The 17348-nt window shown below is 61.4% G+C and carries 14 protein-coding genes; 6 read left to right on the top strand and 8 right to left on the bottom strand.

Translation table 11 applies throughout. The features are described 5' to 3' along the window. The first annotated feature begins 124 nt into the window (after positions 1–124). Both HW556_RS11900 and HW556_RS11905 read left to right on the top strand, forming a co-directional pair. Complete coding sequence (locus HW556_RS11900) at positions 125–1507, top strand: FAD-dependent oxidoreductase (RefSeq protein WP_176900269.1); 1383 nt, start codon at positions 125–127, stop codon at positions 1505–1507. Positions 1508–1668: 161 nt separating this feature from the next. Then, positions 1669–2397, top strand: a complete 729-nt coding sequence (locus HW556_RS11905; RefSeq protein WP_176900270.1) for a LytR/AlgR family response regulator transcription factor — start codon at positions 1669–1671, stop codon at positions 2395–2397. A 7-nt stretch (positions 2398–2404) separates the two neighbouring features. Here HW556_RS11905 and HW556_RS11910 read toward each other — a convergent pair whose 3' ends face one another. Then, positions 2405–6001 carry a PAS domain S-box protein gene (locus tag HW556_RS11910; protein WP_176900271.1) on the bottom strand — a complete coding sequence of 1199 codons (3597 nt, stop codon included), beginning with the start codon at positions 5999–6001 and terminating at the stop codon, positions 2405–2407. A 77-nt stretch (positions 6002–6078) separates the two neighbouring features. Beyond that, the gene (locus tag HW556_RS11915; protein ID WP_176900272.1) at positions 6079–6378 is read right to left on the bottom strand and encodes an SH3 domain-containing protein; all 300 of its coding nucleotides are present in this window, start codon (positions 6376–6378) and stop codon (positions 6079–6081) included. A gap of 211 nt (positions 6379–6589) precedes the next feature. Here HW556_RS11915 and HW556_RS11920 point away from each other — a divergent pair, with 211 nt between their 5' ends. Beyond that, positions 6590–7222, top strand: coding sequence for a DUF4136 domain-containing protein (locus HW556_RS11920; RefSeq protein WP_176900273.1), 633 nt, complete (start codon positions 6590–6592; stop codon positions 7220–7222). A gap of 90 nt (positions 7223–7312) precedes the next feature. Here HW556_RS11920 and lipA read toward each other — a convergent pair whose 3' ends face one another. Together lipA and HW556_RS11930 are read right to left on the bottom strand one after the other, a co-directional pair. Further along, positions 7313–8206: a lipoyl synthase gene (gene lipA / locus HW556_RS11925; protein ID WP_176900282.1), complete on the bottom strand. Its 894-nt coding sequence runs from the start codon at positions 8204–8206 to the stop codon at positions 7313–7315. Between the two features lie 137 nt (positions 8207–8343). After that, positions 8344–9177 (bottom strand): hypothetical protein, encoded by an 834-nt coding sequence (locus HW556_RS11930; RefSeq protein WP_176900274.1) that lies wholly within the window; start codon positions 9175–9177, stop codon positions 8344–8346. 102 nt (positions 9178–9279) lie between these two features. On the opposite strand from HW556_RS11930, the gene HW556_RS11935 reads away from it, so the two are divergent. Continuing rightward, entirely contained in the window at positions 9280–9687 is a 408-nt protein-coding gene (locus tag HW556_RS11935) for an OsmC family protein (protein WP_176900275.1), read from the top strand. 181 nt (positions 9688–9868) lie between these two features. Here HW556_RS11935 and ytxJ read toward each other — a convergent pair whose 3' ends face one another. The 4 genes from ytxJ to HW556_RS11955 all read right to left on the bottom strand — a co-directional run bounded on the left by ytxJ (position 9869) and on the right by HW556_RS11955 (position 13119). Continuing rightward, positions 9869–10207, bottom strand: coding sequence for a bacillithiol system redox-active protein YtxJ (ytxJ, locus tag HW556_RS11940; protein WP_176900276.1), 339 nt, complete (start codon positions 10205–10207; stop codon positions 9869–9871). Positions 10208–10242: 35 nt separating this feature from the next. Continuing rightward, on the bottom strand, positions 10243–10578 hold the full coding sequence (locus tag HW556_RS11945) for a hypothetical protein (protein WP_176900277.1): 336 nt from the start codon (positions 10576–10578) through the stop codon (positions 10243–10245). Between the two features lie 129 nt (positions 10579–10707). Further along, complete coding sequence (locus HW556_RS11950) at positions 10708–11028, bottom strand: hypothetical protein (protein WP_176900278.1); 321 nt, start codon at positions 11026–11028, stop codon at positions 10708–10710. Positions 11029–11040: 12 nt separating this feature from the next. Continuing rightward, positions 11041–13119, bottom strand: a complete 2079-nt coding sequence (locus HW556_RS11955; RefSeq protein WP_176900279.1) for an alpha-ketoacid dehydrogenase subunit alpha/beta — start codon at positions 13117–13119, stop codon at positions 11041–11043. A 139-nt stretch (positions 13120–13258) separates the two neighbouring features. Between HW556_RS11955 and HW556_RS11960 the strand changes: the two genes are divergently transcribed. Both HW556_RS11960 and HW556_RS11965 read left to right on the top strand, forming a co-directional pair. Beyond that, a complete protein-coding gene (locus HW556_RS11960) occupies positions 13259–15925 on the top strand; it encodes a SusC/RagA family TonB-linked outer membrane protein (protein WP_176900280.1) in 2667 nt (888 codons plus the stop codon). Between the two features lie 91 nt (positions 15926–16016). Next, on the top strand, positions 16017–17288 hold the full coding sequence (locus tag HW556_RS11965) for a M16 family metallopeptidase (protein ID WP_176900283.1): 1272 nt from the start codon (positions 16017–16019) through the stop codon (positions 17286–17288). Positions 17289–17348: the final 60 nt, after the last annotated feature.

The raw sequence follows: 17348 nt of genomic DNA on the forward strand, positions 1-17348 counted from the left end.
TTGTCGCTCAACACGCCGAATTACTCGACCAACGTCCGGGGCATTTATTGTTCTGCGTCCCTATACCAGCGCAATGGAGTACCTTCGGGGCCTTGTTTCGCTTTTCCCGCCTACCCTTTTGCTCATGCTTCCTTCTTCCCCCACCAACCCGCAGCAGCCGGCTGAAACCCTCACTGTAATGGGCGCGGGGCTGGTGGGCTGTTTGCTGGCACTGTACCTGGCCCGGCACGGCCACTCGGTAGAAGTGTTTGAGCGCCGGCCCGACATCCGGGGCGAGGCCAAAGTAGAGGCCCGCTCCATCAACCTGGCCCTCTCCGACCGGGGCTGGCGGGCTCTGGAGGGCGTTGGCATTGCCGAGGAGGTACGCGAAGTGGCCATTGCCATGCGCGGCCGTATGATGCACGGCGTGGACGGACAGCTCACGTTCCAGAAGTACGGGCAGGATGGACAGGCCATCTACTCAGTGTCGCGGGCGGGCCTGAACCGGCGGATGCTGGATTTGGTAGAGCAGCAGCCTGGTATCAGGGTGCAGTTTGAGCAGCATTGCCAGCGCGTAGACCTACGCCAAAGCCAGCTGGAAATGCGCGACGAAACCACCGGCCAGACCCGCACCCAGCCTTATCAGCGCCTGTTCGGATCTGATGGGGCTTACTCGGCCGTGCGTGGGGCCATGCAGCGCACCGACCGGTTCAACTACTCGCAGCAGTACCTCGATTACGGCTACAAGGAGCTAAGCATTGCGGCGGGACCCGACGGCAGCTGGCCCATCGAGAAGCACGCGCTGCATATCTGGCCCCGGGGCCAGTACATGATGATTGCGCTGCCCAACCTCGACGGCTCGTTCAACTGCACCCTGTTTTTCCCTTATGAGGGGGCCAACTCGTTTGCAGCCCTGCAGACTCCGGCCCAGGTACGCACCTTTTTTGCCGAGCATTTCGCCGATGCGCTGCCGCTGATGCCGGACCTGGAAACGGAGTTCTTCGCCAACCCCACCAGCTCGCTCGTTACCGTGCGCTGCTTTCCGTGGAGCTACAACGACGACGTACTGCTGCTCGGCGACGCCTCGCACGCCATTGTTCCCTTCTATGGCCAGGGCATGAACTCGGGCTTCGAAGACTGCGCCGTACTGGCCGAGCTGCTGGAGGAACACGGCTCCGACTGGGCGAACATTATGCGCCAGTTTGAAGCCATGCGCAAGCCCAATACCGATGCCATGGCCGACCTGGCCGTGTACAACTTCTATGAAATGCGCGACCGGGTAGCCGACCCGCGCTTCCTGCTCCAGAAAAAAATTGAGGGCAAGCTGGCCGCCCAGTTCCCGGCACAATGGCAGCCCCTCTACTCGCAGGTTACGTTTTCGCAGCTGCCCTATGCCGAGGCCCTGGCCAATGGGCAGGCGCAGGAACAGGTAATGCAGCGACTGATGCCGCACATTCAGGCCGAGGCCGATTATGAGCGGGCCGAGGTGCAGGCACTGGTGGCCGCCGAAATGGCTCTCCGTGGCTAACCTCACTGGCATGGCCAAGCTTGGCTGATTAACCCAAAAATGTTAGCTTAGCCAGCCAACTACTACGCTACGCCACCAGATAAGTCCCTTTTGGGGGCGGCTCCGATAGCGCGAATTAGCGGTGGCAGCCCGGCTTTCTTCCTCTTTATCCCTACGCTACCATGCCTACTATTCTCACCTGTGCGATTATCGATGACGAGGAAATCAACCGGCTGACGCTGGAACACTATATTTCGCTCACCAGCTCGCTAAAGCTGGTTGAGTCGATGGACGACGCGCTGCAGGGCCTAAACTACTTTCGGGCCGGCAACCGCGTCGATGTGCTGTTTCTGGATGTGCAGATGCCCCAGCTCAACGGCCTCGATCTGCTACGCATTCTGCCCGACCCGCCCATTGTCATTCTCACCACGGCTCACGAAGACTTTGCTGTTGACGCCTTCGACCTGCGCGTAACCGACTACCTGGTGAAGCCCTTCGATTACGCCCGCTTCAGCCGGGCAGTGCAACGGGCCCTACTGCAGCACGAAGCGCCGGCCGCCGCGGCCGTGGTTCCGGCCCCGCCCATGGCCGTCCCCGATAACGACCTGTTCGTGAAGGTGAACAGCAAAATGGTACGCATCAACTTCGACGACGTGCTCTACATTGAGGCCCTGTCGGACTACGTAGTAATTGTTACTGAGAAGCAGAAGTACATCGTGTATACTACCATGAAGTCGCTGGATGCGCGCCTGCCCTTCGAGCATTTCGTGCGCGTACACCGCTCCTACATTCTCAACCTCAAGCGCATTGAGGCCATCGAGGACGGTGCGGCCGTAGTACCCGGTGGTCAGCACGTACCTATTGGCAAATCCTACCAGGAAGCCTTTTTCAGCAAGCTGAACCGCATATAGCAGGTGCTTATTCCATCCGCACCGTACCGAGCTGTTCGACGACGGTGGTGAGCGTTTCGGCCAGCGCAAAGGTGGCGTTCAACAAGGTATCGGAGTCGGGCAGGACATCGGCAGTGGGCCGCGAGAGAGGTTCGAGCAGGGCAATGGCTTCCTCGGTGCTACCGATGCCCAGCAGCTGCAGCGAGGGGCGCAGCTTGTGAGCCAGTGCGCCCACGGCAGGCCAGTCGGCAGCGGCAGCGGCTTCGCGCAACTGGCTCACAACCAACGGCGTGTGCGTGCGAAACGAGCCAATAATTTTCTGCATGAAAATGCTGCTGCCGTGAGCCGTATCACGCAGCCGGGTGAGGTCGAACAGGGGTGAACCGGCCTCGGCCAGTGCCGCTGCTTCCGGCTCGGGCTCGGCGGTGGCTACGGGTGGGGGCAGCGCCGGAAGCATTTCCAGATCGGCAACTGCCACGGACCGCAGGTTGGCTTCGAGCTTATGAAACAGCTCATCTTCCTCGAACGGTTTCGACAGATAATCGAGGCCGGCGTTGCGGTAAACGGCGGCGTCGGAACGCATAACATTGGCCGTCAGGGCAATAACTGGAGTTTGGGCGCGGGTCGGGTCAGGGTTTCGGCGCAGCTCCTGGGTTACATCCAGGCCACTCATGCCAGGCATCTGAATGTCCATCAACACCACATCATAGAGGCGGGCTTCGAGCTGCTGCAGGGCCTCGGGGCCGTCGGAGGCCACGTGTACTTCAACGGCCCAACCCTCCAGTATCAGCAGGGCCAGCTGCTGATTAACAGGGTGGTCTTCAACCAGCAGCACCCGCCGCCCCCGGAGCAGGCCGTAGTCGGGCAACGGCCGGGGCGCGGGGGCCGAGGCCAGCCTGGCCGCCTTGGGCAGTGTGAGCGTGAAATAGAACGTACTGCCCTGCCCTTCGGCGCTTTCCACCCACATGCGGCCGCCCAGCTGCTCTACCAGCCGCCGGCTGATGGTGAGGCCCAGGCCCGTGCCGCCGAAGCGCCGCGAAATATCGGCGTAGGCCTGAGCAAAGTTTTCAAAGATGCTTTCCTGTTTGTCGGCCGCAATACCGATGCCGGTGTCGCGCACGCAGAACTCCAGGGCCAACTCCGCGTCGGTTTCGTGCAACAAGCGGCCGCAGAGCTCCACGCAGCCCTGATGGGTGAACTTGAGGGCGTTGCTGAGCAGGTTGAGCAGGATCTGGTTGAGCCGGCCAGGGTCACCTACCACCAGCGGATGGGCCAGGTTGAGAGGCTGTATCCGGAAATCAAGGCCCTTCTCTTCGGCCCGGTAAGTCAAGGTCTGCACAGCTTCCTTTACCGACTGGCAGATATCGAACGGCACCCGCTCCAGTTCCAGCTGGCCGGCCTCCATCTTGGCCACATCGAGCACATCGTTGATAACGGTGAGCAGGTGGCGGCCTGAACTGCGCAGAATCCGCAGATGCTCCTGCTGGGTTTCGTTGAGCGGCGTTTTGGCCAGCAGCCCGGCCATACCCAGAATGCCGTTGATGGGCGTGCGAATTTCGTGGCTCATGTTGGCCAGGAAATTCTCCTTGGCCTGGGCGGTATTTTCCGCCTCCTCCTTGGCCCGGATCAGTTCCTTTTCGGCCAGCAGGCGCTCGGTTATTTCCTGGCCGTAGGCAATTACGTAGGGCTCCTCGCCGGGCTCCTCCACCCGGTAGTTGTCGTAGATGAGGTGATGGAGCCGGCCATCGGGGCCACTGAGCGTGAGCAGGCCCGTAAGCTGCTGCTGCTCGTGGGCCAGAAGCAGGTACTTCACAAGCTCATCATGGAAGCTTGGATCGAGAATTTCGCCTAGCATGCGGCCCACCAGCCGTTCGGGCGCGGCACCCACCAGTTGGGCCGCAGCCGGGTTTACCGACAGAATCCGGCCCGACAAGTCGTGGGTGCAGATCAGGGCCTGGGAGTACTGCATCAGGTCGCGGTACTGCTTGGTACTTTTCTCCAGGGTCTGCCGGGCATTTTTCATCTCCGTGATGTCGGTGCTTACCCCCAGCACGTTCACGCTGCCGTCTGCCCGCATCAGCGGGCGCTTCACGGTTTGCAGCCACATGGTTTTGCCATTGCGCAGCGTGAAGGTATTCTCATGCACCAACTCCTCCCCTGTGCGTAGCACAAACTCATCGGAGGCAACAAATTCCTCCAGTTCCCGGGCAGCCATACTACCGAGCTCGGGGCTCTGGCGGTGGCTGCTGAGTTCAAGTAATTCGTTGAAGGTTCGGTTGCTAAACAGCACATTTGCCCGACCATCAGTGGCCCAGATAGCGCTGGGCGTCGTATCAACCACGGCCCGAATAAACGCCTGGTTTTCGCGCAGCTCGGCCTCGCGCTGGCGCAGCAACTCCTCGGCGTTGTAGCGGTCGGTTATATCAATGCCGTAGCCAATAACCATGCGCAACTCGCCGGCCGGCGTAAACACGGGGGCCATATGGCGCAGGGCCAGCCGCGGGCCGTCGGGGCCCGTCAGATGCTCTTCCCAGGCCTGCGTAGTGCGCTGGCTTACCACCTGCTCGAACTGCTGGCGGCGGTGCCGGGCCTGCTTGTCGGAGCGCTGGCGGTAGGCCGCATACTCAAAATCGTCGTGGCCGATAATCCAGCGGCGCAGCTCGTTATTGCGGATGGCGGCCGGGTTAACGAACTGGTAGCGATGCCGGGCATCAAACACGGCCACATCGGCGGGCAGCTGGTTGAGCACTGTTTCGTAGAACTCCTGCTGCTCGGCCAAGCGCTTTTCGGCTTCCTTAAGCGGAGTAATGTCGGTCAGGTAAAGGTTGGCGTACTGGTCTTCGGGGAAGGGTGTGATGGCTAGCTGAAAGCAGCAGGGCCCGAAGTTCACCTCCAGCTGCACCAGCTCCTGCGTGCCAAGGGCCTGGCAGGCGGCCGCGTACAACTCACCGGCCAGCGCCGGCTCGGCCTCGGGCTGCAGGTATTCGAGGCGTAGCGCCTCGGCTGCCGGATTGCTGTACAGCAGCCGGCCATCGGCGTGCAGCCGCAGAATCAGGTTGGGGTCCTGGCCCGGAATGCGCGAGAGCGAGTGTAGGTACTGCTCGGCCCGGCGCGCCTGTGTTACGTCGCGAAACGAGAGCAGATAGCCGGCCGCCACCAACTCATCGGGGCCGCTGAGGGGTACAAAGTCCAGTTCGAGCACCGTCCCGTCGGCCAGCTCCAGATCCTGACCCAGCACCCGCTGGTTGGCTTGGCGCAGCGCATCGAGGCGCTGGCGGGCCAGTTCGGGCCGGGCCGCGTGGGCCTGCAGACTTTCCAGCAGCGGCTCTACCGGGCAGTCGAGTTGGCCCAACGGCAGGGCTTCGCTGATGCCAAACAGGTCGCAGAACTCCTGGTTAAGCAGCGCAACTGTACCGTTCTGGTGGGCCACCAGCACGGCCACGCGCAGGTTTTGGGTTAGGCGCGTAATGCTGTCGGTGAGCCGGCCAACGGTGCGCTGCGTGGAGGCTAGGTGACGGCGCAGGCCGGCCACCTGGCCTTCGGCAACCTGTCGAAGCCGGCGTTCCTGGGCCAGCTCGGCAGCCAGACTTTCGGGGGTAGGAGCAGAATCGGTAGTAGCAGCCATGGCACGAATAAACAGACCCCGAAGATACGCCGGATTCGCCACCGGCACCGGGCCACCAGAGTAGCCGCCGGTGGCTGCTACTGCTTACCGAAGCAGGTGCGGTACATGTAGCCCGACTCAGTTTTGCCGGCCGCCGTTACGCGCACTTTCACAAAGTAGGCACTCACCGTATCCATCACCTGTACTTCGCTGCCGGCAGCCAGGGTCGTCAGCTGCTTGGAAGATTTGGTCATGCCATCGTAGAGAATGCACTCGACCACCGATGTATGGGCCACCGGGGCAGCGTCGGGACGGCGCGAGCGGGAGTCGTCGCGCGAGGAGCTGCAGGAGGCAGATACCAGGGCCAAAGCGCCCAGATAGAGTAAGGTTTTCTTCATGAGTATCAAATCAGGAAACGACAATTTCGACAAAAGATAACCACAATTATAGTCGCGGGGCAACTTCGGGCGTTTATAATCTGCATTCCCACCTCGGGAGGCTGTACCGAATCCCGGGAACGTCTGGATGGCCGGGGCTGTTGTTTATCTGTACCGATACACGGCTTTAGTTGAGCCCGCAGACGGTTTTTTTACCGCCATTTTTTCTTCTATGAATCGTATATCCCGCTTTCTGCTCCGCCCGTTGGCTTACTCTGTCTTGGGCCTGAGCTTGCTGTTGGGTGCCACCAGCTGCACCACGGCCGCCCGCGTGGGCGTCACCTCCGACTACGACCACTCCGTTAACTTCCGGGCCTACCGCACCTGGGCTTGGTATCCACAGCAGCCCACCGACACGGAAGGTGGCCCGGCACAGGGCTACGAGTCGTTTCTGGACAAGCGCATCCGCTCGGCCGTAGAGCAGCAGCTCGGCGTGAAGGGCATGACGATGGTAGAAGCCACGGCCACGCCCGATGTGTACGTAGCCTATAGTGCCCGCGTCGAGGACAAGCAACGGGCCGTCGGCTCGCCATATGGCCCTTATGGCAACCCTTATTATGGCTATGGCTACGGCTATGGCAGCCTCTACAACCGGGGCTACGTAACCGAATACAAGGCCGGCACGCTCATTCTGGATTTCGTGGATGCCAGCCGCAAAGAACTGGCGTGGCGCGGCCAGGGTCAGGCCCAGGTTGATAACCAAACCATTTCGGAGGTCGAGGTGCAGCGCATCGTTACCAGCATTCTGGGTAACTATCCGCCCCAGGACGGCCGCCCCACTAGCCCGCAGGCCTACCGCGAGTAAGGCGGTAGGTGCTCTTCTGGTCGAATGAAAAAAGCCCGCTCTTCAAAATGAAGAGCGGGCTTTTTGGCTTCTGCTGCTTAGCAGTGAAACTTAGATTGGTACATTAACGTGACGCTCGGCGTGGTAGCTGGAGCGCACCAGCGGGCCGCTTTCCACGTACTTGAGGCCCCGGCGCAGGCCCTCCTCGCGGTAATGGGCAAACAGGTCGGGGTGGATGAACTCGGCTACCTCGATGTGGCGCTTGGTGGGCTGCAGATACTGGCCCAGCGTGAGGATGTCGAGGCCGTGGGCCACCAAGTCGTCCATGGCCTGGTACATCTCGTCCTTGGTTTCGCCCAGGCCCAGCATAATGCCCGACTTAGTGCGCTTGCCGGCCTGCTTGGTCCGCTGGATTTGCTCCAGGCTCCGGTCGTACTTGCCTTGGGGGCGCACGAGGCGATAGAGGCTACCTACGGTTTCCATGTTGTGCGACACCACTTCCTGGCCGCCGGCAATCATGGTATCGAGGGCGGCCCAGTTGGCCTTCACGTCCGGAATCAGGGTTTCGATGGTGGTAGTGGGGCTGAGTTGCTTGGTTTGCACCACGGTTTCGTACCACACGCTGGCCCCGCGGTCCTTCAGCTCGTCGCGGTTTACGCTGGTAAGTACGGCATGCTTTACGCCCATCAGCTGGATGGCCTCGGCTACGCGGCGGGGCTCATCCAGATCAAGCTCGGAAGGCCGGCCGGTGGCCACGGCGCAGAACGAGCACGAACGGGTACAGATGTTGCCCAGAATCATAAACGTGGCTGTGCCCGCGCCCCAGCACTCGCCCATGTTGGGGCAGTTGCCGCTTTCGCAGATGGTGTGCAGCTTGTGTTCATCAACGAGGCGGCGCACATTGGCATAAGCCGGGCCTACCGGCAGCTTCACGCGCAGCCAGTCGGGCTTGCGGGCCTTGGCAGGGGCGGCCGTTTCGGGCTGAATAATGGGCAGAGTCAGCAACAAATCATCCATGACACAAAGGTACGAGGAATGGGGGTGAGGATAAGGCATGAATGATAAAAGCATAAGGGATAAAAGGCCGGGTTGTTTTGGCCTTTCTCCCTTATGCTTTTATCATAACCCACTAAAAGGGGCGTTTAGTGCCGGCTGCCTATGTAAACCGTCAGGTACACCGAAGGCAGAAAACGGTCGTTGATGTCACTGTCTTCCGTGAGTTGGTTGCGGATAATGACCGGGGTTTTGGCGTAGGCCTCGGCCAACACGCCCACCTCAACGCCGGTTACCGCGTCGCGGTAGCGGCCGAATTCGAAGCTGAGCGCCCCGCGTATGTGGGCTCCCACCAAGGGCTTGGTTTCGCCAACGCCAGCAAAAAGCGGAGCGCGGTCCAGAATAGCACCACCCCGGCCCGTATGCTTGGCCGGATCGTACTGCTCGGCCCGCACATCGAGGGGGCCACCGTTGGGGTCCTGGTAGTTGTAGTTGATGTAATAAGGCATCAGCAGGCCAATAGACGGACCGCCGCCCAGCAGGCCGTTTACCTGCACACCCGCGTCGGGCGCTTTGCGGAACAGCACGCGCTGCAGGCCTACGCTGGGCCGGGCCACAAAGAAGTAGTTGCTTTTGCCCGGCACAATGGTTCCCGTTATGCCAACTGCCCGGTTCGATATAGTTGCCTTCTCCTCCTTCGGGTGCTTTACCTCTACCAACTCCAGGCTCCAGAACCGGGCCCAGTCCTGGTTGAGCAGGCGAGTGGAGCGTACGGCCACACCGCCCAGCAGGCCGCCGCGGGTGTTAAAGTTGACGCCGTACGTAAATTCCTTGCTGTAGGAAGCCTGGTCGTTGCTGATGCTGGGCTTGGCCGCAGCACCGGCTTTCGGCTTGCGCTGCGCCTGCGCCTGCGGAGCAGCCAACAGGGCCAGCAACAACGTGCTGCCCAGACAGACGACTGTACGTACGGGTCGGGAATGCATAGAGAGTCGGTTGAAAAACGACGGGGCCGGCTGCCGCTGGCTGCTAACCCCTTCGAAAGTACGTAAATTAGCCCGCATACTTCGCCTGTTTACCTGTTTCTTATGAGCACTATTTCCGCCCGCTACGCCGGCCAGCTGCGCACCGAAGCCACGCATACTGCCTCGGGCAACACCATTCTGACTGATGCCCCCACTGATAACCAGGGAAGAGGCGAAGCGTTTTCGCCCACCGACCTGGTATGCTCGGCCCTGGGCTCATGCATGATGACTATTATGGGCATCGTGGCCGAGCGGCATAGCCTCGACCTGAGCAGTGCCAGCTGGGACACCACAAAGCACATGCTCAGCGACCCGCGCCGCATCGGGCAGATTGACCTGACGTTCCGGCTACCGGCGTCGCTGCCCGAAAAAGAGCGCACCCTACTTGAACGGGCCGCCAAAACCTGCCCGGTAGCCCTTAGCCTGCATCCCGAGATAAAGCAGCAGATTCAGTTTGAGTATAGCGCTTAGTAGTCAACGAACGTCATGTTTCGGCCCCGCTCAGCATAATGCCCGCTGACTCTCTGGAACAGGTTGCGCAGAACGGTGTAGGGGCGGGGCTTGCCCCCGCCCGCCGTTGAACGATACACAATACGACCGTTCTGGCGGCGGGCGGCGCTTGTCCCCGCCCCTACACCGTTCTGCGCAGCTACTAAATGGCCTGCTTCACGTCGCTCAGGCGGATGCCGTTGTGCGAGGCGTGGTAGGTGCATGCGCCATCCTGAATAAGCAGCAACTGGGGCGACTCGTGCTGCACCTTAAACTGCTGGGCCAGCTCCTGCGAAATGGGGCGGTAGTTGAGCAGATCGAGGTAATATAGTTTAGTGTTTTCGAGGCCGGCGTCGGCCCACTGCCGCTCAATCTTGCTCTTGGCCATGGCACTGATGGAGCAGGTAGTGCTATGCTTGAACACAATAACCGGCTGTTGGGCCGATTCGCGGACGATTTCGGAGAGCTGCTCGGCTTGGGTAAGGGGTTGCCAGGGAGTCATAGGGGGTGGTGAAGGGGAACTGGAAAGAATGGGCGCTACTGTACCGGAGCCGCGTTGGGCTTCTTACGACGAAGACGCAAATTCATCTTCGTTGGTTCGCTTACGCGGGGCGTGCCGTCGCGGCTGAATTTGTAGTCGGGCTGCCCGGCTGGGGGCGGCAGCGTGGCTAGGCGGCCAGCAGCCTGCATCCGCAATTCCTTTTTGCTTACGGCCAAGTGCGACTCTTTGTAGCGCGCCTCTACTTTGCGGGCATCGCGCAGCGCCTTCCGACTGGCCGCCCGCTGGCTAGCCGGGCTGCTCGACTCCAACTGTGCCTGCGCCTCGGTGGCCGACAAAGCCAGCAGCAAGGCACCAATAAACAGATAACGCATAGTTTTGAACAGTAAGAAGTAAGCGAAAGTCTCAGCAGTGCAGCTGAAAGCCCTCCTGAAAGCTACGCATTCCGGGCCACACCCACCCTGGCTCCCGGCTTAGCGGGAACCGCCAGGCCTCCGGGCCAATTAAAAGGGCAGCACGAACCCCAGAAACTTGCGCTGCCCGACTTTGCGTTTCAGCCGCCGCCGCTCGTGCTTGGGCTTTTTCACCAGCCCCTGATTATCGAGGCGGTTTTTCGGCATTTTCACGGCCTCGCGCTCCACATCCAGCACCCGCCCGTCGGCCGACTCGTTGCCGGGGGTGCGGTTGCGTTTTACCTTGGCTATGGGTGGGCCTTTGGGGTCAGGAATGCGGTAGGGATGGCGCTGACAGGCCGGGGCGGCCAGCAGCAGTGCGGCCACTAGTCCCATACTCAGCCACCGGCCGCTGTTACAGATACGCTTCATGCTGTCAGAAAATCAATAGCTGCGCATTTTCTCCACCGCTTCGCGCAGGCGCTGGCGGGGCAGGAAATCCTGCTCCAGCGTGGGCGCAAAGGGCACGGCCGTATCGAGCGAGGCCACCCGCATAACAGGTGCATCGAGACTACGGAAACAATTTTCGGCCACCCAAGCGCCTATTTCGCCGCCCAAGCCGCCAATCAGCGTGTCTTCGTGCAACAAAATGAGGCGGCCGGTTTTCTCGACGGTGCGACGCACGGCCTGCTCGTCCCAGGGCAGCAGGGTACGCAGGTCCAGCACGTCGCAGTCCAGGTTAAGCTCCTCGGCCAGCGCCAAGGCCCAGTGCACGCCGGCCCCGTAAGTTACGATGCTCATTTCGTGGCCTTCGCGAGCCAGCGCCGCCTTGCCGATGGGGGTGGTGTAATACGCGTCGGGCACCGGGGCCGAAATGCTGCGGTACAGCAGCTTATGCTCGAAGAACAGCACCGGGTTGGGGTCGGCCAGGGCAGCGCAGAGCAGGCCCTTGGCATCGTGGGGGTTGCTCGGGAACACCACTTTCAGGCCCGGCGTGTGGGTAAACCAGGCTTCGTTGCTCTGACTATGGAAAGGTCCGGCGGCCGAGCCGGCCCCGGTGGGCATGCGCACTACCACGTCGGCGTTCTGGCCCCAACGGTAGTGGCTTTTCGCCAGGTTGTTGATGATCTGGTTGAAGCCGCAGGTTACGAAATCGGCGAATTGCATTTCCACCATGGCCTTTTTGCCCCGGATGCTCAGCCCCAAACCGGCCCCCACAATGGCCGACTCGCAGAGCGGCGTGTTGCGCACCCGGCCCTTGCCGAACTGCGCTACAAAACCGTCGGTAATCTTGAACACGCCGCCATACTCGGCAATATCCTGTCCCATCAGCACCAGCTCCGGATACCGCTCCATGCTCTGCCGCAATCCGTCGGAAATGGCGTCGATGTAGCGCTTCTCGGTTTTAGCGCTTAGTGCGTCGAGCTTAGAGCTTAGCTTTTCGTTCTGATGCTCATTCTCGTCTCCCTCCTTATCTGAAACCTCCTCGTCTCTAACGTCCGAACCATCGGCCCTAAGCTCTAAGCTCCATGTACTAGCCTCTACAGGCGCGTACATATCGGCCAGCTCGCGGGCGGCGTCGGGGGTCGGGGCGGGGGCGGCATCGGCTTCCTTGAGGCCTTCCTCGATTTCGCGCTTGATGGTCTCGCGGTAGCGCATGCGGGCCTCCTCGTCGAGGATGCCTTCCTGGAGAAGCCACTTTTCGTAGTTCTCCACCGGGTCTTTGGCGGCCCATTCGGTGAACAGCTCCTGGGGCACATATTTGGTACCGCTGGCCTCCTCGTGGCCGCGCATCCGGAAGGTAAGGGCCTCCAGTAGTACGGGCCGGGGGTTCTGGCGCAGGTCTTCGGCGAGGCGCTTCACCGTGTCGTACACTTCGAGCACGTTGTTGCCATCCACCTGCACGGCTTCCATGCCGTAGGCGGGGCCTTTATCTACGAAGTAGCGGAAGCGGAACTGTTCGTTTGATGGCGTGCTGAGGCCGTAGCCGTTGTTTTCGATGATGAAGATGACCGGCAGCTGCCACACGGCGGCCACGTTCAGGGCCTCGTGGAAGTCGCCCTCCGAGGCCCCACCGTCACCGCTGTACGTGACGGTTACGCGGGGCTTCTCGTCGAGTACATCGGCCAGGGCAATGCCGCCGGCCACAGCCAGTTGAGGCCCGAGGTGCGAAATCATGCCCACAATGTGGTGCTCGTTGGTGCCGAAATGGAAGCTTCGGTCGCGGCCTTTGGTGAAGCCGGTGGTTTTGCCCTGCCACTGCCCAAACAGCCGGCCTAGCGGCACGTCGCGGCCCGTAAACACGCCCAGGTTGCGGTGCAGGGGCAGAATGTACTCGTTGGGCTCCAGCGCTAACGTGCTGCCCACCGAAATAGCCTCCTGCCCTATACCCGAAAACCACTTGCTGACCTTGCCCTGGCGCAGCAGAATCAGCATTTTCTCCTCAATCATCCGGGGTTTGAGCAGGTGATGATACAGATGCAGCAGGGTATCGTTGGAGTAGTCCTTGCGGTCGAATTGCATAGCGAAGAGGCCAGTAACAGGTGGGGGAAGCCAAAAGTACGGGTTTGGGTTGGAAGGGAAATATTTAGGGCTGGTTTATGAAATCTGCCTGCCTTCCGCATCTACCTTTAGGGTTGCTTTTATGCCTCCCGTATCCATTATGCTCCGACTCCTACCCTTCGGTTTCCTTTTCTCGCTCCCGATTACCGCCCTGGCCCAGCAGCCCGACACGCTCCGGCCGCGCCCGGTGGCCGTGCAGGTGCCGGCGGTGGACTCATTGGAGCAGGCATATTTCTCAGGATCAGCAACCGTGATGAATCGCCTCTCCTGCATCGGGGTCGGTATTCCTATCAGAGCGGCTTCAAGCCTTCTAACTATCCTCCCCCTCCAAGACCAACTCCGGCAGGTGGCCGGGGTGCAGGCTACACCCTATTCGGGGGCACCAGGCGCCCAGGTAGCGGTGCGGATTCGGGGGGCCGCCAGCCTCTCGGGCAATGCGCAGCCGCTGTACGTGGTCGATGGGATACCCGTGTTCCAGCACACGTTTCGGCAGCCCCAAACTGATAATTCAGGTTTTAGATTTGAGCCGGCCGAAACGCAGGAGCTGGACCAGAATCCATTGCTCAGCATTCCTACGCAGGACATTGAAAGCGTGGAGGTGCTGAAAGGGGCCTACGAAACCGCTCAGTATGGCTCGCAGGGCCTTAATGGCGTCATCCGCATAACTACCCGCCGGGGCCAGACGGGCAAGCCGAGCCTGAGCTATACCGCCCACGCCGGCTTGCAGCGCGTGGGCCGCCGCTATGAACTGCTTGATGCCCGCCAGTACGCCGAGCTGCGCAACGACATGCAGGCCAATGCTGGACGAGCGCCCGAGTTTTCGGCGGCCGAGCTGGCGGCCCTGGGTCGGGGAACCGACTGGCAAAGCGAGGTGCTACGCACGGCCGCCGTGCAGGAGCACCACTTAGGCCTGCGCGGCGGCACGGCCGCTACCCGCTACTACGTGGGGGCCGATTACCGGGGCCAGCAGGGCGTGGTTATCAACTCGCGCCTGCGCCGCTACGCCTTACGGGCCGCCCTCGACCAGCGCGTTGGCGAGCGGCTGCAGCTGGCAGTTACCGGCGGCTTTAGCCAGACCGAGCAACGGCTTTCGCGCTACCCGTTTGAGGCGGCGCTGCTGGCGTTGCCCACCACTTTGCCGGACACGCCGCCCACCGATGCATTCATCAACAACCCGGTGCGGGAACTGAACGACAACTACCAGACACCTCAGCAACGCCGGCTGCTGGGCCAGGCCGAGGCCCGCTACGCCCTGCCGGCAGGCTTTATGCTACACCTGCGTGGCGGCTTCGAACAGGCCACACTCAAAAGCCAAGCTTACCGAACACTTTTCAGCCAGACTGTTTACACTAAAAACACCAACCTCAACAACACGTACCGCCAGTGGGTGCTGAACCCGGCCGTGCGCTACGCCGGCAGCTTTGGGGCCGAGCGACACGTGGTAGCGGCCAGCCTGGAAGGCCAGCTGCAACGGCGGCAGGAAACCGGCGAGTTCGAAGAAGCCGCCTATTTCAATGGCTCTCCTGCTACTTTCTCGAGAGCCACCTTCGAAACCACCAGCACCTTCCCGGCCCTGCAACTAACGGCCGACTACACCTTCGCCGGCCGCTACCAGCTGCGCGGCACGCTGCGCCGCGACGCCGGCAGCACGTTTGCAACGGCCGATGAGCAGCAGTTGCTGCCGGGGGCGCAAGTGGTATGGCATGCTTCGGAAGAAAGCTTCTGGAACCTGAACGGTACCCAGCTGAAGGCTTGGGCAGGCTGGGGCCGCACGTCGGGCATGGGGATGGCGGGCCGCAACTACATCGGGCTGATGCTCCCTACAGGCGGTAACATGACGCAACGCGTACCGGCCTTTCTGCCCGACCGCACTCAACAGCTTGATGCAGGTCTGGAAGCTGGTTTTTTTAACGACAAGCTCACAACTACACTCCAAGCCTATTCCCGAGACACCCGTCAGCAGCTAGTGCTACTCGGCCCGGCCGGCGACGAATTCGGCCGCATCCGCAACGCAGGTTTGGAGCTGACGCTCGGCAGCCACTGGCAGGCGGGCCGGCTGCGGGGCAACAGCGGGCTGGCGGCGGCGGTCAACCGCAACCGCTTCACGTCGGAGGGGCCGTTGCTGCTGGGTACGTCGTATCAGCAGTTGCGCGACGGGCAGCCGCTGAGCACGTTTTTTGGGCCGCGCTACCTGGGCGTAAACCCCGCCAATGGCCGCCCTCTGCTGGCCGACACAAATGGCGACGGGCAAGTGAACTATGACGATAATGTACCGCTGGGCAGCGGGCTTCCTCAGCAGCTGCTCAGCTTCCAGCAACGGCTCGCGCTGGGCCGCTGCGAGCTGCAGCTGCAGGCCGACGGAATGTTTGGTTACCAGGTGCAGAATACCGCCTTGCAGTACCTCGATAGTCCATCGCCCTTCCCCACCAATGCCTCCACTCGCGTACTGGACCGCTGGACTCCTGCTAACCCCCGCGGCAGCACGCCCGGCGCGGGCTATGAGCCGCCATTTTTCAGTAGCTACACCTTACAGTCGGGCAACCACGTTCGGCTGTCGGCCGTCAGTTTCAGTGTGAAGGTGTGGGAGAAAGCCCAGCGCAATATCCACATCTGGACAGCCGGTCAAAACCTGTTGGTGCTAAGCCGCTACCGGGGCTTCGACCCCAACGTCAGCTCGGCCGGCTCCGACAACCGCCAGGCCGGCATTGATGCCAGCACCTACCCTATCGCCAGAACCCTGCTGCTGGGTGTGCGGGCCACGCTGTAGTGGCGGGCCCATCCGAAACTTCTGTTTCGGGCGGCTGGTTAGGTAACTTGCTGGCTGGCCACAGTTGGCCCTTCCTCTCGATTTCTACATTATGATTCAGTTCGAAGAATTTACCCTCGATAACGGTCTGCGCTGCATTGTGCACGAAGACCACACCTCGCCGCTGGCCGTGCTCAACGTGCTCTACAACGTGGGCTCGCGCGACGAAACGCCCGACCAGACTGGCTTTGCCCACCTGTTCGAGCACCTGATGTTTTCGGGCTCGGTGAACATTCCCAGCTACGACGAGCCGCTGCAGCTGGTGGGCGGAGAAAACAACGCCTTCACCTCGCCCGATATCACCAACTACTACCTCACGCTGCCCGCCGCCAACCTCGAAACCGGCTTCTGGCTCGAATCGGACCGGATGCTGAATCTGGCGTTTTCGGATAACGGCTTGGAGGTACAGCGCAAGGTGGTGGTCGAAGAGTTCAAGCAGAACTACCTTAACCAGCCCTACGGCGACGTATGGCTGAAGCTGCGGCCCCTCGCCTACCAGCACCACCCCTACCAGTGGGCCACCATTGGCAAGGAAATCAGCCACATCGAAGATGCCACGATGGCGCAGGTGCGGGCCTTTTTCGCCAAGCACTACGCCCCCGCCAACGCCATTCTGGTAGTAGCCGGCGATGTAACCGTGGCCGAGGCCCGACGGCTGGCCGAGAAGTGGTTCGGACCCATTGCCGGCGGCACCCGCTACGAGCGGGAGCTACCCACCGAGCCTCGCCAGGAGGAAGCCCGCTTCCTCGAAATCCACGCCGAAGTGCCGCTGTCGGCCCTCTACAAAGTGTACCACATGCCCGGCCGGGGCGAAAACGGCTACTACCCCGCTGATTTGCTGTCCGATGTGCTGGGCCGGGGCAAGTCGAGCCGACTGTACCAAAAGCTAGTGAAGGAGCAGGAGCTATTCAACTCGCTCTCCGCCTCCGTGATGGGCTCAGTGGAGCCGGGCCTGCTCGTCATCAGCGGCAAGCTCAACGCCGACATCACGCTGGAGCAGGCCGATATGGCTCTGGAAGCTGTGGTGGCCGAACTGCTGATTACCGAAGTACCCACCGAGGAACTGGAAAAGGTAAAAAACCAGGCCGAAGTAAGCATCGTGTTCAGCGAAATCGAACTGCTGAACCGAGCCATGAGCCTAGCCTTCAGCAAGCTGCTCGGCGACGCCAACCTGGTAAACGAGGAAAGCGCGAAAATCCAGGCTGTAACGCCCGTCCAGGTGCAGGCTGCCGCCCGCGAAGTGCTCCGCCCCGAAAACTGCAGCACCCTTTACTACCGCGCCACGCCCATTGCCGAACCGGTACTGGTAGAGGTAGGGGGCTAAACTTCGCGTCAGCAGAAACGAACAAGCAGAAGATGTAGTACGGGCCCAAGTTGCGGCGGG

The organism is Hymenobacter terrestris, from assembly GCF_013377905.1.
Taxonomy (GTDB): domain Bacteria; phylum Bacteroidota; class Bacteroidia; order Cytophagales; family Hymenobacteraceae; genus Hymenobacter; species Hymenobacter terrestris.

What these genes read in the sequence shown, in the direction of transcription:
- HW556_RS11900 (WP_176900269.1), top strand. Translation starts at nt 125, where the DNA reads ATGCTTCCTTCTTCCCCCACCAACCCGCAGCAGCCGGCTGAAACCCTC.
- HW556_RS11905 (WP_176900270.1), top strand. Translation starts at nt 1,669, where the DNA reads ATGCCTACTATTCTCACCTGTGCGATTATCGATGACGAGGAAATCAAC.
- HW556_RS11910 (WP_176900271.1), bottom strand. Translation starts at nt 6,001, where the DNA reads ATGGCTGCTACTACCGATTCTGCTCCTACCCCCGAAAGTCTGGCTGCC.
- HW556_RS11915 (WP_176900272.1), bottom strand. Translation starts at nt 6,378, where the DNA reads ATGAAGAAAACCTTACTCTATCTGGGCGCTTTGGCCCTGGTATCTGCC.
- HW556_RS11920 (WP_176900273.1), top strand. Translation starts at nt 6,590, where the DNA reads ATGAATCGTATATCCCGCTTTCTGCTCCGCCCGTTGGCTTACTCTGTC.
- HW556_RS11930 (WP_176900274.1), bottom strand. Translation starts at nt 9,177, where the DNA reads ATGCATTCCCGACCCGTACGTACAGTCGTCTGTCTGGGCAGCACGTTG.
- HW556_RS11935 (WP_176900275.1), top strand. Translation starts at nt 9,280, where the DNA reads ATGAGCACTATTTCCGCCCGCTACGCCGGCCAGCTGCGCACCGAAGCC.
- ytxJ (WP_176900276.1), bottom strand. Translation starts at nt 10,207, where the DNA reads ATGACTCCCTGGCAACCCCTTACCCAAGCCGAGCAGCTCTCCGAAATC.
- HW556_RS11945 (WP_176900277.1), bottom strand. Translation starts at nt 10,578, where the DNA reads ATGCGTTATCTGTTTATTGGTGCCTTGCTGCTGGCTTTGTCGGCCACC.
- HW556_RS11950 (WP_176900278.1), bottom strand. Translation starts at nt 11,028, where the DNA reads ATGAAGCGTATCTGTAACAGCGGCCGGTGGCTGAGTATGGGACTAGTG.
- HW556_RS11955 (WP_176900279.1), bottom strand. Translation starts at nt 13,119, where the DNA reads ATGCAATTCGACCGCAAGGACTACTCCAACGATACCCTGCTGCATCTG.
- HW556_RS11960 (WP_176900280.1), top strand. Translation starts at nt 13,259, where the DNA reads ATGCTCCGACTCCTACCCTTCGGTTTCCTTTTCTCGCTCCCGATTACC.
- HW556_RS11965 (WP_176900283.1), top strand. Translation starts at nt 16,017, where the DNA reads ATGATTCAGTTCGAAGAATTTACCCTCGATAACGGTCTGCGCTGCATT.